20 protein-coding genes are annotated in these 23,255 nt (G+C 49.8%); 10 read left to right on the plus strand and 10 right to left on the minus strand.

All coding sequences use genetic code 11. The features are described 5' to 3' along the window. Window positions 1-202 precede the first annotated feature (202 nt). Both tolC and F557_RS0100085 read left to right on the plus strand, forming a co-directional pair. Window positions 203-1,510, plus strand: coding sequence for an outer membrane channel protein TolC (gene tolC, locus F557_RS0100080; RefSeq protein WP_019000231.1), 1,308 nt, complete (start codon window positions 203-205; stop codon window positions 1,508-1,510). Between the two features lie 203 nt (window positions 1,511-1,713). After that, window positions 1,714-2,151: a hypothetical protein gene (locus F557_RS0100085; protein ID WP_019000232.1), complete on the plus strand. Its 438-nt coding sequence runs from the start codon at window positions 1,714-1,716 to the stop codon at window positions 2,149-2,151. Window positions 2,152-2,328: 177 nt separating this feature from the next. Here F557_RS0100085 and hldE read toward each other — a convergent pair whose 3' ends face one another. Continuing rightward, a complete protein-coding gene (hldE, locus tag F557_RS0100095; RefSeq protein ID WP_019000234.1) occupies window positions 2,329-3,762 on the minus strand; it encodes a bifunctional D-glycero-beta-D-manno-heptose-7-phosphate kinase/D-glycero-beta-D-manno-heptose 1-phosphate adenylyltransferase HldE in 1,434 nt (477 codons plus the stop codon). A gap of 411 nt (window positions 3,763-4,173) precedes the next feature. Between hldE and F557_RS0100100 the strand changes: the two genes are divergently transcribed. After that, window positions 4,174-5,592, plus strand: coding sequence for a sugar porter family MFS transporter (locus tag F557_RS0100100; protein ID WP_019000235.1), 1,419 nt, complete (start codon window positions 4,174-4,176; stop codon window positions 5,590-5,592). Window positions 5,593-5,667: 75 nt separating this feature from the next. Here the strand turns inward: F557_RS0100100 and flhB are convergent, their stop codons facing one another. From flhB to F557_RS0100125, 5 genes are all read right to left on the minus strand, one after another. Further along, on the minus strand, window positions 5,668-6,798 hold the full coding sequence (flhB, locus tag F557_RS0100105) for a flagellar biosynthesis protein FlhB (protein WP_019000236.1): 1,131 nt from the start codon (window positions 6,796-6,798) through the stop codon (window positions 5,668-5,670). Between the two features lie 13 nt (window positions 6,799-6,811). Further along, on the minus strand, window positions 6,812-8,716 hold the full coding sequence (parE, locus tag F557_RS0100110; protein WP_019000237.1) for a DNA topoisomerase IV subunit B: 1,905 nt from the start codon (window positions 8,714-8,716) through the stop codon (window positions 6,812-6,814). Between the two features lie 164 nt (window positions 8,717-8,880). Continuing rightward, a complete protein-coding gene (locus F557_RS0100115) occupies window positions 8,881-9,468 on the minus strand; it encodes a YqiA/YcfP family alpha/beta fold hydrolase (protein ID WP_019000238.1) in 588 nt (195 codons plus the stop codon). 42 nt (window positions 9,469-9,510) lie between these two features. Further along, window positions 9,511-10,350: a 3',5'-cyclic-AMP phosphodiesterase gene (cpdA, locus tag F557_RS0100120; RefSeq protein ID WP_019000239.1), complete on the minus strand. Its 840-nt coding sequence runs from the start codon at window positions 10,348-10,350 to the stop codon at window positions 9,511-9,513. A gap of 179 nt (window positions 10,351-10,529) precedes the next feature. Next, window positions 10,530-11,162 carry an NUDIX domain-containing protein gene (locus tag F557_RS0100125; RefSeq protein WP_019000240.1) on the minus strand — a complete coding sequence of 211 codons (633 nt, stop codon included), beginning with the start codon at window positions 11,160-11,162 and terminating at the stop codon, window positions 10,530-10,532. A 288-nt stretch (window positions 11,163-11,450) separates the two neighbouring features. On the opposite strand from F557_RS0100125, the gene F557_RS0100130 reads away from it, so the two are divergent. The 3 genes from F557_RS0100130 to F557_RS0100140 all read left to right on the plus strand — a co-directional run bounded on the left by F557_RS0100130 (window position 11,451) and on the right by F557_RS0100140 (window position 14,270). Beyond that, window positions 11,451-11,672 carry a hypothetical protein gene (locus F557_RS0100130; RefSeq protein WP_019000241.1) on the plus strand — a complete coding sequence of 74 codons (222 nt, stop codon included), beginning with the start codon at window positions 11,451-11,453 and terminating at the stop codon, window positions 11,670-11,672. 236 nt (window positions 11,673-11,908) lie between these two features. After that, the gene (locus F557_RS0100135) at window positions 11,909-13,255 is read left to right on the plus strand and encodes a dihydroorotase (RefSeq protein ID WP_019000242.1); all 1,347 of its coding nucleotides are present in this window, start codon (window positions 11,909-11,911) and stop codon (window positions 13,253-13,255) included. 277 nt (window positions 13,256-13,532) lie between these two features. Continuing rightward, entirely contained in the window at window positions 13,533-14,270 is a 738-nt protein-coding gene (locus tag F557_RS0100140) for a response regulator (protein WP_019000243.1), read from the plus strand. A 176-nt stretch (window positions 14,271-14,446) separates the two neighbouring features. Here F557_RS0100140 and F557_RS0100145 read toward each other — a convergent pair whose 3' ends face one another. The 4 genes from F557_RS0100145 to mnmL form a co-directional block, all read right to left on the minus strand. Next, the gene (locus F557_RS0100145; protein WP_019000244.1) at window positions 14,447-14,806 is read right to left on the minus strand and encodes an Hpt domain-containing protein; all 360 of its coding nucleotides are present in this window, start codon (window positions 14,804-14,806) and stop codon (window positions 14,447-14,449) included. A 15-nt stretch (window positions 14,807-14,821) separates the two neighbouring features. Beyond that, a complete protein-coding gene (locus F557_RS0100150) occupies window positions 14,822-16,723 on the minus strand; it encodes an ATP-binding protein (protein WP_019000245.1) in 1,902 nt (633 codons plus the stop codon). A 302-nt stretch (window positions 16,724-17,025) separates the two neighbouring features. Next, on the minus strand, window positions 17,026-18,342 hold the full coding sequence (gene glgC, locus F557_RS0100160; RefSeq protein ID WP_019000247.1) for a glucose-1-phosphate adenylyltransferase: 1,317 nt from the start codon (window positions 18,340-18,342) through the stop codon (window positions 17,026-17,028). A gap of 170 nt (window positions 18,343-18,512) precedes the next feature. Beyond that, window positions 18,513-19,433 (minus strand): tRNA modification radical SAM protein MnmL/YtqA, encoded by a 921-nt coding sequence (gene mnmL, locus F557_RS0100165; protein WP_019000248.1) that lies wholly within the window; start codon window positions 19,431-19,433, stop codon window positions 18,513-18,515. A 376-nt stretch (window positions 19,434-19,809) separates the two neighbouring features. Between mnmL and F557_RS0100170 the strand changes: the two genes are divergently transcribed. The 4 genes from F557_RS0100170 to smrA are packed head-to-tail and all read left to right on the plus strand — an operon-like array spanning window position 19,810 to window position 23,144. Then, window positions 19,810-20,514 carry a 5'-methylthioadenosine/adenosylhomocysteine nucleosidase gene (locus F557_RS0100170; RefSeq protein WP_019000249.1) on the plus strand — a complete coding sequence of 235 codons (705 nt, stop codon included), beginning with the start codon at window positions 19,810-19,812 and terminating at the stop codon, window positions 20,512-20,514. Further along, window positions 20,511-21,503 (plus strand): cobalamin biosynthesis protein, encoded by a 993-nt coding sequence (locus F557_RS0100175; protein WP_019000250.1) that lies wholly within the window; start codon window positions 20,511-20,513, stop codon window positions 21,501-21,503. The genes F557_RS0100170 and F557_RS0100175 overlap by 4 nt, the downstream gene beginning before the upstream one ends. After that, the gene (locus tag F557_RS0100180) at window positions 21,478-22,350 is read left to right on the plus strand and encodes a helical backbone metal receptor (RefSeq protein ID WP_084761303.1); all 873 of its coding nucleotides are present in this window, start codon (window positions 21,478-21,480) and stop codon (window positions 22,348-22,350) included. Before F557_RS0100175 ends, F557_RS0100180 begins: the two co-directional genes overlap by 26 nt. A 26-nt stretch (window positions 22,351-22,376) precedes the next feature. Then, window positions 22,377-23,144: a DNA endonuclease SmrA gene (gene smrA, locus F557_RS0100185; RefSeq protein ID WP_169335139.1), complete on the plus strand. Its 768-nt coding sequence runs from the start codon at window positions 22,377-22,379 to the stop codon at window positions 23,142-23,144. The last annotated feature ends 111 nt before the right edge of the window (window positions 23,145-23,255 follow it).

Here is a 23,255-nt window from a genome sequence, read left to right on the forward strand (position 1 = left end):
TCATCACATATAGCTGTATTTCCAGATCAGGCAAAATTTGGCAATCAGTACCGTCACAATAGCGTAAATGAATGTAATTACCAGTGCTCCTGTGAGCAAGATTTAACAAACTCGAGTTTTTAAACAATCTCTGTACGCCATCAAATTCAGTTTGCGGATATAATAACCGCTGTTTTCTATAACTATGCCTACGAGGATTACTATGCGTCTCAATTTTTTTGCCGCGATACTGTTCTGTTCTGCAGCTTCCTGTGCCCTCGGAGATAATCTCATCGATGTTTACAACCTTGCTCAGACCAAAGATCCGGTTATTCTTAAGGCCAAAGCTCAGAGAGATGCTGCCTATGCTGCCATAAATGAAGCTGATGCTGCCAATCTGCCCCAGATCAATCTGTCAGGCAGCGCCTCATATACCAAGACAAATAAAAACGATGTCGGCACCGCATTCGTGGCAGGAGGGGCGATATCCCTGCAACAGGCCATCTGGAGACATTCAAATTTCATCCAGAGCAGCATTGCCCAGAAGACCGCCACCCAGATGGACCTTGCATACAACAATTCCAAACAGAATCTGATTCAGCGGGTGGCTGCCGCATATTTCAATGTGCTGAATGCCATGGATACTCTTGAATACGCCCTGGCGAATCAGAAGGCGCTGAAACGCCAGCTTGACGAATCAAACCAGAGATTCAAGGTCGGTCTTATTGCCAACACCGATGTGCAGGAAGCTCAGGCCGCCTATGACCAGTCTGCAGCAGCAGTAATAATTGCCGAAAACGATGTGGCAAACAGCTTCGAAAATCTGAGACAGATTACCGGCACCTCTCATAAAGAACTGGCGAAGCTGGATATCTCCAGATTTTCCGCACCAGGAGTAAACCGCAATGCTGATTTCTGGCTTAATGTCGCCGAGGAAAACAATCTCAGTCTGCAATTCCAGATGATAGCGAAGGAAATTGCCAAGGAACAGATATCACTGGCCCAGACCGGACACGAGCCGACTCTCGATCTCGTCGGTTCCCTGAACTCAGAATATACTGATTACAAGGAAAACTCGATTGCCCGCCAGGACGGTACCATTAATTCCGGCACTATTGGCCTGCAGTTCAACATGCCGCTGTATTCTGGCGGTGCAGTATCAAGCCGGGTGGAGCAGGCCAAAGCCAATTACATTGCAGCATCCGAGGAACTGGAAAACACTCACAGAACTGTGCAAAACAACCTTTACAGCAACTATAACAACATTACTGCCGCAGTCGGCACAGTAAAGGCCTACCAGCAGGGAGTTGTTTCGGCAGAGAGTGCCCTTAAGGCCACAGAAGCCGGCTACCAGGTGGGAACCCGTACCATCGTGGATGTCCTTGATGCCACCAAGAATCTCTACAATGCCAAAAGCAACCTGGCAAACGCCCGCTACAACTACATCATGAGCTGGGTGAACCTCAGATACACTGCGGGACTGCTGTCCGAGGAGGATATCAACATCATCAATGCCGGTCTCATGCGCTAGACAGAACCAGAAAACGGCATTTTAAGAAGACTGAACGCCGAAAATCGGAAAAAACGCCCGACGGATTATGAAAATCCGGACGGCGTTTTTTGCTATAACGAGTCCGGGCATATCGCTACTTCACAAAATTAACTCAAAAAATACCCTTCTCAGGCAATAACCTTTAATATAGCAACATACACAGACATAGGAGGAAACAGCAAATGGGCTTTTTTGACAAGATCAAAAGCGCAATCGGCGGCGGAGCCACCGAAGAAAAAGGGCTTATCAAAGTTACCGAAGAAGATCATAAGAATGCCATTATCAAGGAGCGTTCCGACCTGTGCAAAAAGATTTCTGATATTCCCGAGGATGAAATTGTAAAGCGCGACGGAAAGATCGATATCAATTTCAAGGGCTGGCAGATCTGCAATGTGGAAGAGCGGCAGAACAAGGATGACCGCCGTCTCGGATACCTGAAGCTTTTCAAGACCAAGAACGACAAGTTCGTATGTCAGCGCATGACCATGATCGACAGTGAGGAAAAGCACTATTACGCCGCTACTGTGGAAGATTTCCCCGCCATCAGAAACTTTTTCGGAGAAGATCGGCTGGCTCTGGCACTTTATGACATGCTGGATCGGGTATCCAAGTCCTGGTAGGAAAGCCTGTCCATTACGTTTCGGATATCACAAAACTCCCGTTGTTTTCAGCGGGAGTTTTCTTTCTGAAAAATTTATCTGAAAACAGGTTAAAAAACTCCCGGCAGGGAGTTCTTCTGGCCCCGCCCATGCTTCTTCTGAACGGGGGCAAAGCAGGACTGCAAACTCCGGCTATTATCAGTTAGTCTGCCGAATTCTGTTTATTATGGCGGTAGTGGAGCATCCTGGCTTAAAGGGAAGTATTCTGACCTCACCGCCATTAGCAATCACCTCGGCGCCTCCCGCCACATCCTCCGGCCGGTAATCTCCGCCCTTAACCAGCACATCAGGAAGCACATCAGATATCAGCTCCCGGGGAGTATCCTCTCCGAATGGAACCACCCAGTCCACTGCCTCCAGTGCTGCCAGCACCTCCATTCTGTTTTCCAGCGTGTTCACCGGACGGGATGGGCCTTTGAGTCTTCCTACTGATTCGTCGGTATTTACCGCAACAATCAGGCGGTCTCCCAGTTTTTTGGCCTCCTTGAGATAGGCTACATGACCGGCATGGATAATGTCAAAGCAACCGTTAGTCATCACTACCTTCTCACCGTGTGCCCGGGCCAGTCCCACCAGTTCCAGAAGCCGCTCCTTGGTAACCAGTCCCTCAATATGCTCTGAGGATTGTTCGTTCAGGGCATTTTTAAGCTCCTCAATACTGACAGTGGAGGTACCTATCTTGCCCACAACCACTCCGGCAGCCTTATTGGCCAAGGCACAGGCTTCAGGGAGCGAAGTTCCGGCAGCCAGACAGGCAGCCACCGTGGCTATCACCGTGTCTCCGGCACCAGTAACATCGTAGACCTCCTTGGCTGCAGTGGGAATAGTCAGCGGGGCGGCATCACGCCTGATCAGAGTCATGCCCTTTTCGGATCTGGTAATGAGCAGCGCCCCCAGGTCATACTGGTTTACCAGCTTAAATCCCTTGTCATAAAGATCCTGTTCGTTTTCCGCATGTCCGGCCACCGCTTCGAATTCCTTGGTATTCGGAGTAATGAGATAGGCTCCGCGATACCTCTCGAAATCGGTACCTTTGGGATCGATAAGCACCTTTGCTCCGGCCTCTCTGGCAATTTCAATCATCTTGCGAACCGATTCCAGGGCACCCTTGTCGTAGTCTGAAAAAATCACTACCGGATGCCCGGCAATTTCATCTCTTACACGGGAAAGAATCGGAGCCTGATCCGCACCCTGAAAGCCCTTTTCAAAATCCAGTCTCAAAAGCTGCTGCCCCACACTGAGAACCCGCATTTTTGTAATAGTCGGCAAGGTTCCGGAAACCACAAAGGAGGTACGGACTTTTGAATTTTCCAGTCTGTTTTTTAAAAGCCGTCCGTTTTCGTCATTTCCGACACATCCCACCAGAGTACATCCGGCTCCCAGAGAAGAGATATTGAGAGCCACATTGGCAGCACCTCCCGGACGATCCTCACGATCCACAATCCGAACTACCGGAACCGGAGCTTCGGGGGATATTCTGGTAGCCGGCCCCTTCCAGTATCGATCAACCATCACATCACCCACCACCAGAACGGAGGCTTTGCTAAAAAGAGGCAGCTTTAACTCACTCATAAATATTCAACCCGTAATCAAGCCCTACAACAATGATTCCGGCTATGGAATCACCTTTCTGCCATTATAGCCGAAAACGTTTTTGTATCTTTTAAATCCATAGCACTTTCACAACTGAAAAAGCCATGAAAGCCTTGCCCCTTCATAAAAACGGCAGCCGGCGGGATAAACACCTGATCCTGCAAAAATCACCTCCCGAAGAAACTGCTGTTTTCTGATATTTTCTGTAACAATTATGTAATCATCACGTAATTATGAAACACAGCTTTAGTTTTCATGACAAGTCTCATATAATCCATACATAAACTGTAACCTTTGGCAGTAACGGCAGTTTTGAACTCTGAATGTGTTTTTTCAGCGCAGAATACACCCCAACAATTCAACGAAGGATCTTTTTACAGGTAGTACAAAATGACTAATAGCAACTCCAAAACGGTATTTTTCGTGTGCTTTATGGCAGCACTGGCCGGCCTGCTGTTTGGCATAGACATCGGCGTCATTGCCCAGGCCAAGGATTTTATCAAGCAGGATCTTGGCGTCAGTGACAACGTCATATCATGGGTGGTAGGCTCCATGATGGGCGGGGCCACTGCCGGCGCCCTGGTATCAGGAAAGCTTACCAGACAGCTCGGCAGAAAATATTCACTTGTTATCAGCGCCACATGCTTTGTTCTGGGAGCTCTCGGATGTGCCCTGGCCTGGAACGGAACAGTACTTATAATTGCCAGAATCATCGTCGGAATCTCCATCGGGGTAGCCTCATTCACTGCTCCGCTTTACCTCTCGGAGGTCGCTCCCAAATCAATTCGTGGCACCATGATCACCATGTATCAGCTGCTTATCACCATCGGAATTCTGACCTCCTTTGTGGTCAACACCCTGATCAGGAATAACACCTTTACCGGCGCCGAAGGGCAGATTGCAGCGAATTTTCTGATACCGGATATCTCATTAAGCTGGAGAGCCATGCTGGGCGTCACCCTGATTCCGTCTCTGATTTTCCTGGCCGGAGTCTTCTTTCTTCCAAAATCTCCCCGCTGGCTGATTTCAAAGGGGAAAACCGAAGAGGCAAAGAAAATACTTCTGAAAATCCGTGCGTCCGAGGATGAAGCCGCCAGTGAAGCCCAGGAAATAATCAACACCGTATCTTCTCATACCGGAAGAAGCGGCTTTGCCATGTTCCGGGAAAAGCTCAATTTCAGAAAAACAGTCTATCTGGGCATCACTCTGCAGCTTCTGCAGCAGCTGTGCGGCATTAACATCATCATGTATTTCGGACCGGAGCTCATCAAGGCTGCCGGCTATACCTCCGAATTCGCCGCCAATGTCGGCACCATCGCCATCGGTCTTACCAATGTACTGGCAACCTTCATTGCCATCGCCTACATCGATAAATGGGGCCGGAAACCGATTCTCATAGCCGGTTATTCCATTATGGCCGTAGCTATGACGGGAGTTGCCGCCTTCATGCATTTCAATTACAGCATGGCAGCCATCATTTCGGTACTGGTATTCATCATCGCCTTCGCCTTCTCCGCAGGCCCTGTAGTATGGGTCCTCTGCTCCGAAATCCAGCCTCTTGAGGGGCGTGATTTCGGTATCACCTGTTCCACCGGTGCCAACTGGCTCTCCAATATGGCCATAGCGGCCACCTTCCTGCCGCTGCTGTCGCTGCTGGGAGCCGCTGCCACAATGCTCCTTTACGCCGTATGCTCAGTTCTGGCCATATTCCTTATCATCATGTATGTACCGGAAACCAAAGGCGTATCTCTGGAACACCTAGAGAAAAATCTTATGAACGGGGTTAAGCTGCGGGATCTGGGCAAATAGCAGCACAAGACCAGTGAATCCGATTCGGGCCCTGCCACAAAACGCCGGGCCCGTTTTTTTATGCCCGTTAAAATATCAGTGTCTTAAATCCTCAGGTATAGGCAAGTCTTCCGCAAGCTTGCGGGGACGCTGCCCCTTCCCTTTTCTGAAGTTCTGCATCTGATAAACATAGGCCAATACCTGTGCCACTGCGGCAAAAAGTCCCCGCGGAATCTCCTCATCAAAATCCGTAGTGTAATATAACGAACGGGCTAAAGGAGGCGCCGGCACAATCATCACGCTGTTTTCCCGGGCAATCTCCTTGATCTTTTCTGCAATTTCATCTACGCCCTTGGCCACAAGCACCGGGGCTCTTGACCCCTCCCGGTCGTACTTCAGAGCTACCGCATAATGAGTCGGGTTGGTAACCACCACATCAGCTTCCGGGACCTTCTTCATCATCTTGCGGTTTATTATCTGAAACATCATCTGCCGGAGATGGGCCTTCACTTCAGGATTACCTTCCTGATTCTTGAATTCCTCCTTGACTTCCTGCTTGGTCATCTTCAGCTCTTCCTTGTGATGCCAGAGCTGGTAAGGAGCGTCCAGAAGTGCCACAGGGATCATGGCGCATACAATAAAAAGCATAGTCCAGAACATAAGGCTGACAGCCTCCCGAACCGCATAGGAGATTTCCATGGTGGAGAAATTCAGAATGTGCTCCAGGCGACCGTGAATCAGAAAATAGCAGAATGAGGAAATAAGAAGAATCTTCAGGACTGACTTTACCAGCTCTACCACACTGTTTGAGCTGAACACTCTTTTGATGCCATTCAGGGGATTAAGCTTGCTGAATTTCGGAGCCATGGCCTCTGCTGAAAAATTCACCCCGCCCACGGCAATACTGCCAATAACGGCACAGACAAAAACAATGGCAAACATGGCAATTATGGGCAGAGCCAGCGAGGAAACATTTTCCAGGAGCTTCTTTTCCATAACAGCAACGTCAAAAAGCTCTGCTTTCCTGAGCACAAAACAGCGATGAATCACTTCCAATAGTGCACGGTAAAGCATCCCGGAAATCAGCCACAGGCCAACCACCCCCGACAGAAGCACAAAAAAAGTTCCCATCTCCCGGGAACGGGCAATCTGCCCCTTCTTGCGGGATTCCTCGATTCGTCGTTCGGTTGGTTGTTCGGTTTTCTCCTGCCCGTCGGCTTCAGCCATATTTTCTCCTCAGCTAATCGCTGATATCTGCCAGGTTTCCCTTAACCTCCAGCCATTCCCGGCGATCCTGAGCCCGATCCTTTGAAAGAAGCTTGTCCATAAGCGCCTTTACCTCTTCAAGGTTGTCATCACTCAAGGTCAGTCTGACAAGCCTTCTGGTAGCCGGAGCCATGGTGGTCTCCTTCAGCTGATCCTCGTTCATTTCGCCCAGCCCCTTAAAACGGGTTACCTCAATACGCCCCTTTTTCCTTTTCTCCAGCTTTACCAGCATGCTGTCCCGTTCCTGATCATCAAGAGCGTAGAATTTTTCATTTCCCACGTCAATACGGTATAACGGCGGCATAGCAACATAAAGATGCCCTTCTTCCACCGCCTTGCGGAAATGTTTCATAAACAGGGCACAGATCAGCGTCCCTATATGAAGTCCGTCAGAATCGGCATCTGCCAGGATGCACACCTTTCCGTATCGGAGTCCGGACAGGTCATCGCTTCCGGGATCCAGTCCCACCGCTACCGCAATGTCCTGAATTGCCTGGGAACTGAAAAGCTCATCACTGTCCTTTTCCCAGGTGTTTAAAATTTTCCCCCGGAGGGGCAGCACTGCCTGATATTCCCTGTCCCGGGCAATATTGGCAGATCCTCCTGCTGAATCCCCTTCCACCAGAAAAAGCTCACTCCTTGAGGGATCTGTGGTAGTGCAGTCCTTGAGCTTTCCGGGAAGTGCCGGTCCCGCAGCCGCCTTTTTACGAGTAACGGAACGGGAGGTTTTCTGCCGCTGCTGAGCTGAGCGGATACACATCTCGCTGATAGCCCTGGCTTCCTCGGTATTGGCATTAAGCCACAGGGAGAAGCTGTCCCTGACCACGTTGCTGACCAGCTGGGCACAGTCCCGAGAGGTCAGTCTCTCCTTGGTCTGACCGGAAAACTGCGGCTCCTGAATTTTTACGGACAGTACATAGGAACAGCGGCTCCAGACATCATCCGGCGTCAGACTGAGCCCCCGCGGCAGAAGATTCTGAATATTGCAGAAATCTCTGATGGCGTCTGTGAAAGCCTGTCTCATGCCGTTAACATGAGTTCCGCCCAGCGGGGTGGGAATCAGATTCACATATGATTCCGAAACCGAATCCTCTCCGTCATCACACCAGACCGCAGCCCAGGACACTTCCGAATCCGGGTTATTTACCTGAGATGCATAAGGCGTACCGGGAACAGTTTCCCGTCCGGACATTTCATTTGCGAGGTAGCCGGAAAGATCTCCCTTGAAGGACCATTGCTCCTTCTCCCCCGTAATTTCATTCCTGAAGACAATAGTAAGCCCCGGGCAAAGCACCGCCTTGGCCTTCAGCAGGGACTTCAGCGAATGGCAGCTGAAATGAGGGCTGTCAAAGTATTTCGGATCCGGCCAGAAATGAATCATGGTTCCGGTGTTGCGCTGTCCGACCGTGCCTTCCACATGGAGATCCTGGGTTTTTTCGCCATTATGATATTCAATGGCATATAACCGCCCGTCACGGCGCACCTCGGCCCGGAGCTTTTTAGAAAGAGCATTGACCACGCTAACTCCCACACCGTGCAACCCTCCGGAATAGGTGTAGTTCTTGGCCGAAAACTTACCGCCGGCATGAAGCCGTCCCAGAATCAGTTCAATACCAGGAACATTCTCCTGGGTATTGAGATCTACCGGCATCCCCCGTCCGTTATCCGTCACCGACAAAGATTCGTCAGCATGGAGAACTACCTCGATTTTGTCGGCATACCCGGCCAGAGCTTCATCGACACTGTTATCAATAACCTCCATGCCCAGATGATTCGGCCTTGTGGTATCCGTATACATTCCGGCTCTTCTTTTTACCGGCTCCAGCCCCTCAAGAACCTCGATGGAATCGCCGTTATAAACATCATTTTCCTGAACCATGCCAACACCAGAACAACAAAACAGACATAAAAACGAAAAAAAAGATGCCGACACCCCCAGGCACCGACATCAAAAACTAACCATAGCATATAACTGCCAATAATATCGCGCCCATTATAGATCAGACACGCGACGGTGTGCGTAAAAAAGCCTTAAAGCCCCTGTTATTTCAGCAAAAATCTGATAATCTCGGGAAGACAGAGCTCAAAGGACTGGAACCGATGATTGCCGCCATCCTCGATATGCACCAGAGCGGCATTTCCGAGATAGCCTGCAGCCTCTGCGGCATTCAGAACCTCATCACCACGTTCCAGATACAGTGCCAGTCTTTCCGGAACCGGCCTGATAAGATCCGCCATCCTTTTCACCTCCGCAATGGAGGCGTCATTAATCTCGAACTTTACTCCGGTATAAGGATTGGTGTGCTCCCCCTTCAGAGCCGGCATCAGTTTCCAGGGAAAAACACAGGGATTTATCAGAGCAGCTCTAAGATTGTACTTTCCAGACATTCCTATGGAATAAAAGCCCCCCATAGAGCTCCCGATCAGCGCTACCCGCCGATCCTCAGCTATAAGCCGGGAAATCAGGGAATCCACCGCCTCATAGGCCTCTCGGGGAGTATTGGGAAAATTTTCGGTAGCAAAATCGACCTGGGGATAATTCTGGCTGAGAAACTTTTCAGTCAGCAAAGCCTTTTCAGCTTTGGCTCCAGATAAAAAACCATGTATATAAACAACCGTATCCTTTGGCATATTCCACCTCTGTCGTTAATTAAAGGAGCTTTTTTTGAAAACTCAGTAGCCGCCCACCGTGAAATCGGGAAGAAACTCCCCCCCTGTCAGTCTGAAAACCGATGTTGAAATCCCGCCGTCAGGAGTAAATCTGAGATAGCGCCATCCCGGACCCAGAGTATCCAGAGTAAATCTGTCGCACAGCGGGGCAAACTGAATGCTGGTTGACGGCGACGAAATATAGCGCACCCCGTCGCTTATAAAATCATGCTCCTGATGCACATGGCCGCACAGAACCAGCCGTACCATTGGATAGTGCGATATCAGCCTTGCCAGATCGTCCCGGTTCTTCAGCACATGTGCATCCAGCCAGAGGCATTTCACCTCAAAGGGATTATGGTGCAGACAAACCACAGTATAAAGATCCGGATGCATCTCAAGACAGCCCCTGAGATACTCCAGCTGCTCCGGAACAATCCATCCCATGGGATTGTTGTAAACCTGGGTATTGAGAAGAACGAACTGCCACTTGCCAATAATTATGTTTCTGGCGACACTGATTCCCAGACCGGCCATCTCCCGGTACATCAGAGGACCGTCATCATGATTTCCGGGAAGCCAGAACAGCGGTTCCGGAAAAACACTCATGATGTCGCGAAAGGCCATGTAGGATTCCAAAGAATAATCCTGAGACAGATCTCCCGTGGTTACAATGAAATCAAAGGGAATACCCTGATCACGCACGGCAGCAACCACAGCCTCAAGACTGTTCCGGGTATCTATTCCGACAAGAGTGCTCCCCGCCTTCCCGAAAAGATGGGTATCCGTAATCTGCAAAACTGAAAAAGCCCCGTCTTCGCGGGCTGGCTTCAGTGACACTCTGTCAATGGTATAATGATGCATTTTATTAAAACAGAACCAATCCGGACATGTTATCTGTTACCGGGGACGGACAAATATAGTACCTGACAATAGAACAAACCTGCTGATTGTACTTAATAATTCACCAGGGGTTTGCATACTGCCCCACATTTTCGGGAAGAACCCCCGGCAAATATCAGATTCGTGACCAGTGCACTGTTTTACTGCTTAAGGCTTTTTAAAACACTGCTCTTATGCAGCGCCAGATACTGTAGCCCGACAATGGCGATGGAATTCCGGATTCTGCCGGTATCAATCAGGGCCAGAGCATCCTCAAAGGGAACGGACAAAACCCTGATATCCTCAGATTCCGACATAAGCCCATGATATCCGGCAGCCCGGGAGGAATCCACCAGTCCCACGTAAAGGAAAATCTTCTCCGTAGAACCTCCCGGAGTAGTCAGGAAGTCCAGAGCATGCACAGCCTTTTCAAGAGATATCCCAGTCTCCTCGACCATCTCTCTCATAACGGTATTCTCCGGAGTCTCCCCGGCATCAATTATTCCGGCCGGAAGCTCCAGAAGCCACGGCGATTCAGAATCTCGCGCCGCCCCCAGACGGAACTGCTCGATAAGAACTACTGCATCCCGGACTGGATCATATGGAACCACAGCTGCCGCATCCCCGCGCTCAAAAATCTCCCGGGTAATGACAGCGCTTTCCGTACCGTCAAATTTTCGATATCTGGCCTTATAGGCATCGATGGCAAAATACCCCTGAAACACCCGCTCTCGGGAAAGAATCTCAAAATCTTTTCGTTCGAAGGATGCTCCGTACTGTTTCAAATCATTCATAGCCGCCCCTTATCCGCTGTCATAACCGAACGTTCTCCGGAGAAATACGAAGAACAGCAACCATCCAGCGCCATGTCAAATTCTCCGTGATTATAGCACAGCCAAAAACCACCGAATCTGTCCACTGTGCCACTTCTGCCGAAATGACTTCAAAACGAAACTTAAACCGGTACTACATTTTTAGCATAAAATGCCATATTGATAACATATTTAACTGTATCAAATATAATTCATTTTTGAATGCAAATAGTTTGTTATATAATATATCAAAACCTGCAAGGAGCATCTATGAATCCCACAGAACTCAAAAAACATCTGGAAATTATTCAGACACTCATTGAGAACGGAAATTATCAGCACCTCACCACCGAACTCAGCATCGACAATCATCAGTTTCGGTATCATGTTTCATACGACGACAGAAGCGCATGCTACGAAGTAAAAGTGAGCTTCTGTGACGGCGGTACTGGTTTTATCGAAACGGTTCTTGAACTCGAGCTGGTACCATAATCATCGTGAATGACATAAAGTGAGAGAACCGCCAGTTCCCCTTCCGGCACCAAGTCAGGCCGCAGTCCCGCCCTGAAATCATATCCCGGATCCCTCGTAGTGTGCTAGAATCAGAGAGGGATTCCGGACGTGCGGAAAACAGCGGAAACACTTACCCCGCTAGCTCCGGCCATGTTCCTGTCATTATCAAAACCCCCTGTTCCTGACCACTGCAACCAGAATTTGAATACTAAAAAATGAACTCCGTATTATTGAAAAATGCCACCATGATAAATGAAGGCGCCACCCTTAAGGGAGACCTCCTTATCCGGGACGGCCGTATCGATCACATCGCCGCAGAAATCTCCGCGGATCAGGCCTCCGAAATTATCGACTGCGAAAACCTGACCGTCATTCCAGGATGCATTGACGATCAGGTTCATTTCAGAGAACCCGGCAACACCTGGAAGGCGGACATAGCCTCAGAAGCCAGAGCGGCGGTTCTGGGCGGGGTAACTTCCTTCATGGATATGCCAAACAACACGCCCCCGGCTACCACAAGAGAGGATATCGCCCGTAAAAAGGACATTGCCAGAAGATCCTCCCTGGCCAATTTCGGCTTCTATCTGGGGGCCACCCCCGACAATCTGGAGGAAATAAAGTCCCTGGATCCCCGGGATGTCTGCGGGGTGAAGGTATTCATGGGCTCCTCCACCGGGACTCTTCTGGTGGATGACGCGGACATCCTCAGAAGCATTTTCAGGTCCGCCGAGGTTCCGGTTGCCACGCACTGCGAGGATAATGAAATTATCAAAAACAACAGCAGAATCTTTCAGGAAAAGTACGGCGATGAAATGGATGCCTCCATACATCCCCTGATCCGCAGCCGGGAGGCCTGTCTGAAATCCTCTGCCCTGGCAGTGGATCTGGCCCGGGAAACCGGAGCCCGTCTTCACGTACTTCATCTTTCTACCGCCGAGGAGCTTTCGCTGTTCGAACCCTGGGCAGCACTTCCGGTTCCCCGGAGACAGGTTACCTGCGAGGTATGCGCTCATCACCTCTTCTTTAACGATACCTGGTACCAGAGGCTGGGGAACCGCCTGAAATGCAACCCGGCCGTAAAAACCGAGAAGGATCGCCAGGCTCTCCTTAAGGGAGTGCGCACCGGACTTATAACCTGCATTGCCACAGATCACGCCCCCCATACAGCAGAGGAAAAGAATGCTCCCTACAGCAAGGCCCCCGGAGGACTGCCTCTTATACAGTTTGCCCTGCCGGCACTCCTGGAACTGGTAAAACGAAACGAGCTTCAGATTGAGGACGTGGTCACCGGCTACTGCCATAATCCGGCAATCCGGTTCAATATCTCCCGGAGAGGCTTTATCAGAGAAGGCTACTGGGCGGATCTGACAGTTATCGACACCACAGCACCCAAGCGCGTTACCCCCAGTATCATCGCCTCTAAATGCGGCTGGTCTCCGTTTACGGGGATAACATTCGCGAACTCCGTAGTACACACCTTCGTAAACGGCAACCACATTGTGGATAACGGAGTCCTAAAGAACATCAACTGTTTCGGAACTCCGCTGCGTTTTGACAGGTAGCAGTTTCCGCTCTCACCAGCAGCAAAATTCTGTGAAGGCTACACAGGGGCGGATAATGTCCGCCCCGGAATCAGAAACCTGTCTCTGAACTCCTCCGAAAAATAACGAAATGACGGTCATTTTTTAATTCAATGCACAATAAACAAATTATTTACATTGTATTCCGCTCTCATTTTGAAATAAGGAATTGATTTCTGTTAAAATACCTTAACGGGATTTTAACTGGTACGACTCTGTAGACAGATCCATAACAACAAGTCATAGGATTCACTTCATCATGACAGCACCAACAGTTTTAATAGTAGACGATGAACCTGTAGCATGCAAGGTGGCGACTTCTATTTTCCAGGCCGAAGGCTACGAAACGCTTGTTGCCGGAGACGGTGATCAGATGAATAAAATTCTCCGTCAGAATCAGGTGGATCTCATCCTGCTGGATATTAATCTTCCCGGCAAAAACGGGCTTATTCTGGCCAGGGAGCTCCGGGAGAAGCGGGATATCGCATTGATTTTTGTTACCGGCAGAGACAATGAAATTGACAGAATTCTGGGACTGGAAATCGGTGCTGACGATTATGTCACCAAGCCTTTCAATCCCCGTGAACTGACTATCCGGGCCCGCAATCTGATAAACCGCACACGGAACAAGCAGCCCACGGCCCCCGCACCGGCCGAACAGAGTTCTTTTGTTCCCACTCCAAACGCCCGCTATGAATTCGCCGGCTGGAATCTGGACGCCAACAGCCATGAACTGCTTTCACCGTCAGGCCAGGTTGCCAGACTTCCAAAAGCAGAATTCAGGATGCTGCAGTACTTTTGCGAGCATTCCAAGCTTCTGGTAACCAGATCCGATCTTATGCTTTTTATGATGGGACGGGAGCTTAAGGAGCACGACCGCACCGTGGATGTAACCATAAGGAAGCTCCGGAAACATCTGGAAGAGGGTGAAGCGTACAATTTTATCGAGACTATTCACGGCGAAGGCTACCGTTTCGGAGTAGATGTAGAGTTCTGAACTTCTGTTCTCAGAAACATTTTTCCGTTTCGCTCCTTCATAGGAACATTCTGCCGTGCAGCATAATAATCTGACGAGTAGTCTCCGCCGGACATTGCTAAAACAAGGAGCCAGACTCCTGTTTTCAAATACGGCATGATATCCGAAAATTCAAATTCAGATACCATCCAACAGGATTACGCAGAGACCGGCAGAGACTTCAGATACTGCCCCAAAGTCGCTTCGTCTTCAGATACCATTTCGTTAAAAACAGCAATTTCAGCGTCAAAACCATACTGCCCACGAATTTTCAAAAGCTCCAGCTCCATCTTTTTGGCATTGTCAGCCAAACGGGAAAGCCCGATGGAACTTGCCGCTCCCTTGATTTTATGAAGCTCCTTCCCGGCATCCTCATATTCACCTTTTTCAAAATAGTCCCGGCAGTTTCCGATATACTCATTCACCTGGGTTCTGAAAAGACGAAGTGCGGCAATAAACGGATCCGGCCCGGTAATGCCCACAGTTTCATCGATATACTTCTTGTTAATGTTGTCCATATTTAACCGCTCTTGCTATTTATTTTCACGATATCTGTTAACCGCCTCCGCCAGCTTCGAAGCCGACAGAGGTTTTGATAAAACTCCGACAATCCCGTGGCTGGCATAAACATCCGGATCCCTCATGACATTGGCGGTCAGAGCTAGCATGGGAACCGTACTCCCGTAATCATTTATGAGGTGATCCGCCACATCAAGACCCGACATATCCGGAAGCTGCATATCCAAAAGCACCAGATCCGGCCTGCTCTTGCTAAAAAGCTCCAGAGCCTCGGTTCCGGTTTTGGCGGCAGTTACCCGGTTGCCCAGCTTCTCCAGGAGAGTCTTGCATACCAGAATATTCAGATCCACATCCTCCACCAGCAGGATATCCAGAGCGGTAAGCACTTCACTGACCGCATGCCCGGAGGAAAGACACTCCCTCTTCCGGACTTCAAAATCGAAATGCACGGTGAATGCTGTGCCCCGTCCCAGCTCACTCTCCAGCTCAATGACTCCGCCCAGAGCATGGGTGAGCTCGCGGGTTACATAAAGACCAATGCCGGTACCGGTAGACTGTTTGGTTCCCGGAACCTGATAGTAAAGAGCGAATATTTTCTCCTGTTCTTCAGGAGCTATCCCAATACCGGTATCTGCTATCTTAAAAGATACTCCCAATGTCCCGTCATCATTAGCTCCCTGGGAAACGGATATAGAAATGCTGCCCTGCTTCGTAAACTTAATGCCGTTGGCAATCAGGTTCCATAGTATCTGCCTTAGCCTGGTCTGATCAGAAACTACCAGATCGGGACTTTCTCCGGCTACCTTAAAACTGAAGCTGAGATTCTTCTGCTCAGTCATAAGACGGGACAGAGTTTCCAGATCCTCCAGAAAGCTTTTCCAGTCAAAAGGCTCCCGAACAATACCGAAGGTCTGTCTTTCAAACTTATTAAGATCAATAACGTCATTAAAAATATTGCCCAGGGTTACAGCACTGACATTTATCGCCTTGAGATTTCTTTCGTCTTCATCCCGGAAATGACCGGATTGCAAAAGAATATCACTCAGTCCGACAATTCCGTTAAGAGGAGTTCGGAGCTCATGGCTCAGCGTGGAAATAAAATTGCTCTTCTCCCGGGAGGTTCTTTCCAGAACATCCTGCTCATTCTTAAGCTTGGTAATGTCATGACCGTAAATCATGGTGCCGATAAGCTGCCCCTTGGGATTAATGGCCGGTCTTTTTCGAATCTGGTAGATAACACCATGAATGGTGCGTTCATACATCAAATCCTTTTTGGTCTTAATAACCTCGTCATCACCGTAGCAGAAATACTCATTAAGATCCGCATCCTTGGAAAGCAGATTTTTGAGCTCCGACTGGTTTTCCACGTGCAGGAGGTGCAGCAGATTGTCGCTGCAGCCCTTGATTTCTCCATTGAAGCTCCGGTACAGAATAATGTCCGGGGTAAGATCAAAAATCGCTGAAAAAAACACCAGCTGCTCGTCCAGAAGACTCTGAGCTTCCTGCCGGAGCGAAATCTCGTTATAAAAGGATCCCTGAAGCTTTTCATGCTCCCGAAACAGAGTATTGTTCTTTTCACGCTGATTGATCATCGCGATATAGGTTTTTGTAAGGGATGTTTTTAGCTGAGTTTCCTGCTTCTGCAGCTCCTCAACCTTGCTGCGGGCTCTCTCGACCTCCGAAAAGTATTTATTCAGCAGTAAAGCCAGAAGAGGAGTAATGATCGCCCCGTAGGCCAGGGGTTTCAGAACATCTTCGAATTTCAGATCGTTTTCGATGTAAAGTGTTACCACACAGTTTATAACGGTAATTACCAGGGTTACCGAAAAACCGAACAGCATGGTGATGCAGATAAGCGAGTGCTCATACAGCCCCATCTTCAGTCCGTTTCTGCCTAGTCTTTTGCGACTGCTCATAATGTAATGCCTGAATTCATACCGGTTATATCATAAAAAACGGAAACTCCCGGTGCAGTCTTTCCCGTACCGCCATCAGAGTACAGCATGGAAAATTCCGGACCTGCCACCGGGTTCCGCCCTGTCTTAAAGGATCTGTCATGGAGATGCCCGTACTCCAGATACCACCACATGCGGCCAGGAAGACACCTCTGCAAATCAGAATCCTGCCCAGGTCTGGTCACAATCCCTTCATATATCACAGGCTGCTTATACCCCTTCACTGAAAAGAGGCACCACCTCAGCCCGTTTCCTGTATCGCCTCATACCTTGCTGCAATACTCCTCAAACCCCTCAAAAAGCTCTGGTTCATTTTTCCTGAGCAATGCCAGCATAGCCCTGGTAATCAGTGTTACCCCGCCTTCGGAGCGATAAAACCTGGTACCGTCAAGCTCGGCATTTTCGCCCACCACCAGATTTCGGGGCAATTCACAGTGCCGATCCAGAATCACTCTGGTGAGGCGGCAGCCCCGGTGAATTATGCAGTCCGGAAAAGCCACCACCTCATTAATGAAGCAGAAGGAATGCACCCGGACATTATAAAAAAGCACCGATGACCAGATAGAGGAACCGCTGAGAATAACCCCTGCGGATATTACGGAGTTTCTCACAATAGATGAGGCTCCGTTCAGATCCTGCACATACTTGGCCGAAGGCAGATGCACCTGAGAGGTCCATATGGGCCAGTCCTGGTCATAAATGTCCAGATCCGGAGTAACGGAGGCCAGATCCATATTGGCCGCCCAGAAGGAATCCACAGTTCCCACATCACGCCAGTAAATCTGCTTTTTAGCCCGGTTTGTGACACAGGATTTGGCAAAATCATGCGCATGAGCCAGCCCCAGCTTTACCATCCGGGGAATAATATCCCGGCCGAAATCATGCTGGGAATCATCCATAAGCTCATCCTCTTCCAGCATCTGATACAGCACCCGGGCATCAAACACATAGATCCCCATGGAAATAAGTGTCATCTCCGGATTACCAATCATACCGCCGGGATTCTTCGGCTTTTCCTGAAAGGATACAATGGTACCTTCCTTGTCGGTCTCCATGACCCCGTAAGCGCTGGCCTCTTTTCTGGGCACCTGAATGCAGGCCACAGTGAGGGGCTTGCCGCTGGAAATATGATCCAAAAGCAGCTTTGCATAATCCATCTTGTAAATATGATCCCCGGCCAGAATCAGAATGTATTTCTGCTGGTGATCCTTGATTATGTCAACATTCTGGTATACCGCATCGGCCGTGCCGCGGTACCAGTGCACCTCGTCCATACGCTGCTGTGCCGGAAGAAGATCCAGATATTCATTAAACTGGTTTCTGAGAAAAGACCACCCCATCTGGAGATGTCTCAGAAGACTGTGGGATTTGTACTGAGTAACCACTCCGATACGGCGAATGCCCGAATTTATGCAGTTCGACAGCACAAAATCTATTATGCGGTACTTGCCGCCGAAATAAACAGCCGGCTTGGTTCTGGTATTGGTAAGCTGATGCAGCCGGCTGCCACGTCCCCCGGCAAGAATAAGAGCCATGGTTCTGTTAGTGGCCTCACGCGCTCTCAAAACCTCTTTTTCCATAATAATCCCGCCTCGTGTTATTCTCGAATTATTACCTGCCGAAATATCATTCACGCAGATATACAGATTATCACTTAACCGTTCTTTTAACATTGCGGGATTATTCAAAGTGCGAACTAGCCTATGGAAAATCAACAGTCTGGGATTTTTGCGAAAGCAAACATCCGGAATCAGGCATAGCGCACCCGGCTTCCCTGACCGCCCTCCCGCGCCAGAATTCCAGTAATGGCGTTTATCACGGGCCAGCGCTTGGAGGCCCATTCCGGAGCCACCAGCATGCTTCCCGCGGCGGAAGCCCCTACCCGTTCGTAAAGAACATTTTCAGGGGTATGCTGAATCATGAGGGCTGCGATTCCGGCATATTCTTCCAGAGACAGCACTGTTATCTCCCCTCTCGCATATTCCCGCTCCATCTGACTTCCCCGGACTATATGAAGCTGGTGCAGCTTCAGAGCATCAGTACCAATATCCAGAACCCGGCCCAGAGTGGTCAGACTGTGCATAAGCCCCTCCCCAGGCAATCCGACAATAAGATGAGTGCACACTCTGATCCCCCGGTTCCGGGCCCGGATCGCCGTAATCCGGTAGTCCTCAAAAGTATGATGACGATTAATTCTTTCCAGTGTGGTGTCAAAGGAGCTCTGAAGCCCGAGCTCCAGCCAGACGTCATACCCCTGTTTCCCGTAGCTTTCCAGCAGATCCAGAATGCTGTCGGAAACACAGTCCGGTCTGGTTCCCACACAGAGTCCGATAACCCGGGGAGAGGCCAGAGCCTCATCATAGCATCTTTTTAAAACCGTGAATTCCGCATAGGTGCTGGTATAGGCCTGAAAATAGGCCAGAAAAATCCTAGCGCGGGGATTCCGGTTTTCAAAAAGCTGTTCCCGGAGTGTCCCGGTTCCGTTATTTCCGGCAAAGGATGCCACACTGCAAAAAGTGCAGCCGCCCCTTCCCAGAGTGCCATCCCGGTTAGGACAGGTAAAGTTCCCGGAAAGAGAAATCTTGTAGACATTTTCCCCGTATTTCTCACGCAGACTGTCGCCGAAGGTGTGAACGTACCGGTTCAGAGAAAGATTTTCAGAGTTGTTCATGTGCTCCTCCGCGGTAATTCTACAGCCTTGCGGGAATTAAATGAACCAGTAGCGGAACAAAGAAAACGGAACTGCCGAAACTATGATTCCGGTTGAGGAATTACGAAGTGTCATCGAAGCAGAAGCAATGCATTAACACCACTGCACACTAAACTTCCGCATTTAAAGAAACGAGACCGGTTTCCGGACACCGGCAGTTAGCACAAGGAGCAATTTTATGCAGTTTCACCCTGTTACTGTTTAGCGCCCACTCTTTAGCAACGGATAATTATGCTGTTAAAGCACATCAAAAACGCCTCTGACATGATCATCATGAACATGACCGCAATGTGTTAAAATTGCGGCGTTTTGTTCTGATATTAAGGAAACACACAGCATGAAATACGGAATTATCGGCGCCATGCCGGAAGAGGTAGCCGCACTCAGGGAAAAAATCACCTCCCCGGACACCGTCACCTTCGGCAGTCATGAATACATCTCCGGAACTCTGGGCGGAAAGGACATTGTCCTGACCTGCTCCGGTATCGGCAAGGTTTCCGCAGGATCCGCGGCCGCCGTGCTTCTCAGTTTCTTTAACTGCGACATCATCATTAACACCGGAGTCGGCGGCGGTCTTAACCCGGCACTGAAGACGCTGGACATGGTTATCTCTTCTGGTGCCGCACAGCACGATTTTGATCTGACAATATTCAATTATCAAAAGGGCCAGGTTCCCGGTTTTCCCAGAATCATTCCCGCCGACAGTATTATTACCGCAAAGGCCATGTCCATAGCCAGGGAGACAGGTGCCGCATACGGTTTTGCGGTATATTCCGGAGTCATTGTCAGCGGGGATCAGTTTATCGCCGGAAAGGACGGCAGAAAAAACATCGACGAAAACTTTCCTGAAGCCTGGGTTACCGAAATGGAAGGGGCTGCCATCGCCCAGGTTGCCGCGGAATTTCGGAAACCATTTCTGATAATCAGATCAATTTCGGACAAGGCTAACGGCGAAGCTGACATGACCTTTAACGAAATGCTCCCGCTGGCCGCCCGCAACAGTCAGGAAGTGCTTATCAGAATCCTTGAGAACGGCCTATGATCACTGAAATATTCGGAACGGAAATAACCCCGCTGCCGCTGGACACCAGAACCGGGTTTCTGTTTCTGGCTCTGCTCATCGAATGGTTTATGCCCTTTCCTTTTTTTGTAAGACTTAACAGACTGGTTCCGGGACTGGCAGCACTGGGCCGGAGGGTCAACCGGCAGGGCAGCAGCACAGGACAGCAGAAGCTGGCCGGAGTACTCCTGCCGCTCCTGATTCTGCTCCCTGTTTTTGCCTTTATCATCGCCTTCAAGGAAATTCTGAACGGCGTAGATTATGCACATGGCATCATTGATTTTTTCCTCCTTCTTCTGATTCTGGAATCACGTCCGGAAAGAGCCATGGTAAAAGCAGTGGCCCGAAACATTAATAGCGGCCGGAAAAAGGAAGCCCGGGAAATCCTGGGCCGTTTCACGCTGAGAGTAACCTCCCGGCTGAGTCCCATGGGCATGTACAAGGCTGCGGCCGAATCAGCCGCCCTGAGACTTATTAACAGCTTTTATGTTCCGGCCTTTGCCTATCTCGTGCTGGGAATATACGGAGCCCTGGCGGTAAAGCTGATTATTGTCATGAGCATGGCCTTTAATCTGAAGCTGCCGGTAAATCAGTATTTCGGTCGGCTATGCTATTTTGCAGAACAGCTGTGCTTTCTTCTGCCGGCACTCTGGCTGATCCCTTTTATCATCATGCTTCCTGGAGGAGCTCCTGCGGATCCCCGGGCTCTGGCGGCAGCAATTCAGAGCTGGCCCTCAAAAACCACGGCCATGGCCCTGGCGCTTCTGGCCTCCAAGGAAAACATCAGACTCGGAGGTCCCCGCTATTATATGCTGGGTCTCTATCGTTTCCCGGAAATCGGCGGCACTGAGGAGCCGACTGAAAAAACAGTAAAGGACATGATAGGCGATACGGGCAAGGCGGTATGGTTTGCCCTCATGACCCTGATTATCGCCGGAATTGGCTATGAGTACTATGCGTTCTATCATTAGAACTTTGCTTCTTCTGATTGCCGCATTCAGCATTCAGGAAACCTTAGCCCGTGATTCCGGAAGCTGTCCTTCCGGATTTCCGCGGGTGGTATCACTCTCCCCCGACAGCACGGAAATTCTGGCCGAATTCATTCCCCCGGCATGCTTTATCGGGGTGGATGCCAACAGCAACTATCCTTCAGAAATCGCCGCCGTTCCCCGTATCGGAGATTTTTACAGTGTCAATCTGGAATATCTGCACAGTCTGGATTTCGATATCATTTCCGCAGGCAACTCCTTTAACGGAATATTTCTGGAAAAGCTTAAAAAAAGCTATCCGGACATCCTGATACTGAAGCTTGACACCCTGAACAGCGTGCTTTCCAGCATTGAGAACGCGGGGATGCGTCTCGGCATGGAAAACCGCGCTCAGAGCCGTTCTGAAGAGCTCCGGAAGATTATTCAGGACACGGAGGCCCGTTTCAGAAATTCCTCCCGAATCAGAGTACTGCCCGTAATCTGGCAGAAACCTCTTATTGCAGCTGCCGCCGGAACCTACATAAATGAGCTCATGAGCCTCTGCGGCGCAGAAAACATCATTACCGGAACCCCGGTGAAATATCCCGAGGTAGGCATCGAAGATCTGATAGCCGGAAATGCCGATATAGTCATCAATTTCGCCGGAGCAGGCATGCACATACCTCCGGGCCTTAACATTAAGGAATATACCTTTCCCGATCAGGATCTGGTAATGCGATCCACCCCCAGATCCATTACCGAGGGCCTTACAGAACTCTGTCGCATTATCGAAACCGCCAGAACGGAAAAGGAAAACAAGATCAGCCGGCCTCGGGAAAGCGGCCGGTGACAGCAAATATGCGAGGTACCGAAAATATGGCCAAAACCTTTAGTCTCACCGATTTAAAAAAAGTAACCTCCGCCCTGAAGCAGGAGGAACTTAAAAAGGAAGCCGAACTAAAAAGGCAGGAAATCGCCCGTAACCGGCAGAAGCTAAAAGAGCAGGAACAGCTTGAAAAAGCCCGGAAACGCCTGGAGGAATTTGAAAGCGGCCTTTTGAAGTCCGAAACCGCCCCGGAGGAGATCTCCTTTGAAGCGCAGATGAAAGGGGTAAAAAAATTAACCCAGGACAAAATTCCCACCACCACGAAAATAATGGATCGGGACGCCGCCCTGAAGCTCCGCGAAATGGCCGAAGACGAGAAGAAAGAGGATGACATGTCCTTCTTCTCCACCGCCGGAATGATCTTTGTGGAACCGGCCGGAATGATCAGCTACCGCACTCCGGGACTGCAGTACGGGGTATTCAGAAAACTCAAGGCAGGGGAATACAGTCCGGAAACCTGGGTGGATCTGCATAATCACACTGTGGAGAACGCCTATAAGGATGTCAGAAAAACCATCGTCAGGGCTATCCGTAAAAACATGCGATGCATTCTGATAATTCACGGCAAGGGAGAATTCTCAGAACCGAAAGCCCTTCTTAAGAGCTATGTGGCTCACTGGCTGCGCCGCATGCCGGAGGTACTGGGATATCACACCGCCATGCCATACCACGGCGGCGCCGGTTCTACATACGTGCTGCTTAAAAAGGGCATTGAAGCCCGACAGGAAACCCGGGAAGAAATCGCCGCCCGAAGATAGCAGAATCCGGAAAGCACCGGCACGTAGAGGCATTCGAAGTACAGCACGCAGTAACAGCCATAGACGCATAGACGGGGGGCAAAAAAAGAACCCGGGGAAACACGGGCCTTC

Origin of the sequence: Succinimonas amylolytica DSM 2873 (assembly GCF_000378405.1) — a bacterium.
In the GTDB taxonomy this organism is placed as follows: domain Bacteria; phylum Pseudomonadota; class Gammaproteobacteria; order Enterobacterales; family Succinivibrionaceae; genus Succinimonas; species Succinimonas amylolytica.

Coding starts and splice junctions, on each gene's coding strand:
- tolC (WP_019000231.1), top strand. CDS start 203: ATGCGTCTCAATTTTTTTGCCGCGATACTGTTCTGTTCTGCAGCTTCC.
- F557_RS0100085 (WP_019000232.1), top strand. CDS start 1,714: ATGGGCTTTTTTGACAAGATCAAAAGCGCAATCGGCGGCGGAGCCACC.
- hldE (WP_019000234.1), bottom strand. CDS start 3,762: ATGAGTGAGTTAAAGCTGCCTCTTTTTAGCAAAGCCTCCGTTCTGGTG.
- F557_RS0100100 (WP_019000235.1), top strand. CDS start 4,174: ATGACTAATAGCAACTCCAAAACGGTATTTTTCGTGTGCTTTATGGCA.
- flhB (WP_019000236.1), bottom strand. CDS start 6,798: ATGGCTGAAGCCGACGGGCAGGAGAAAACCGAACAACCAACCGAACGA.
- parE (WP_019000237.1), bottom strand. CDS start 8,716: ATGGTTCAGGAAAATGATGTTTATAACGGCGATTCCATCGAGGTTCTT.
- F557_RS0100115 (WP_019000238.1), bottom strand. CDS start 9,468: ATGCCAAAGGATACGGTTGTTTATATACATGGTTTTTTATCTGGAGCC.
- cpdA (WP_019000239.1), bottom strand. CDS start 10,350: ATGCATCATTATACCATTGACAGAGTGTCACTGAAGCCAGCCCGCGAA.
- F557_RS0100125 (WP_019000240.1), bottom strand. CDS start 11,162: ATGAATGATTTGAAACAGTACGGAGCATCCTTCGAACGAAAAGATTTT.
- F557_RS0100130 (WP_019000241.1), top strand. CDS start 11,451: ATGAATCCCACAGAACTCAAAAAACATCTGGAAATTATTCAGACACTC.
- F557_RS0100135 (WP_019000242.1), top strand. CDS start 11,909: ATGAACTCCGTATTATTGAAAAATGCCACCATGATAAATGAAGGCGCC.
- F557_RS0100140 (WP_019000243.1), top strand. CDS start 13,533: ATGACAGCACCAACAGTTTTAATAGTAGACGATGAACCTGTAGCATGC.
- F557_RS0100145 (WP_019000244.1), bottom strand. CDS start 14,806: ATGGACAACATTAACAAGAAGTATATCGATGAAACTGTGGGCATTACC.
- F557_RS0100150 (WP_019000245.1), bottom strand. CDS start 16,723: ATGAGCAGTCGCAAAAGACTAGGCAGAAACGGACTGAAGATGGGGCTG.
- glgC (WP_019000247.1), bottom strand. CDS start 18,342: ATGGAAAAAGAGGTTTTGAGAGCGCGTGAGGCCACTAACAGAACCATG.
- mnmL (WP_019000248.1), bottom strand. CDS start 19,433: ATGAACAACTCTGAAAATCTTTCTCTGAACCGGTACGTTCACACCTTC.
- F557_RS0100170 (WP_019000249.1), top strand. CDS start 19,810: ATGAAATACGGAATTATCGGCGCCATGCCGGAAGAGGTAGCCGCACTC.
- F557_RS0100175 (WP_019000250.1), top strand. CDS start 20,511: ATGATCACTGAAATATTCGGAACGGAAATAACCCCGCTGCCGCTGGAC.
- F557_RS0100180 (WP_084761303.1), top strand. CDS start 21,478: ATGAGTACTATGCGTTCTATCATTAGAACTTTGCTTCTTCTGATTGCC.
- smrA (WP_169335139.1), top strand. CDS start 22,377: ATGGCCAAAACCTTTAGTCTCACCGATTTAAAAAAAGTAACCTCCGCC.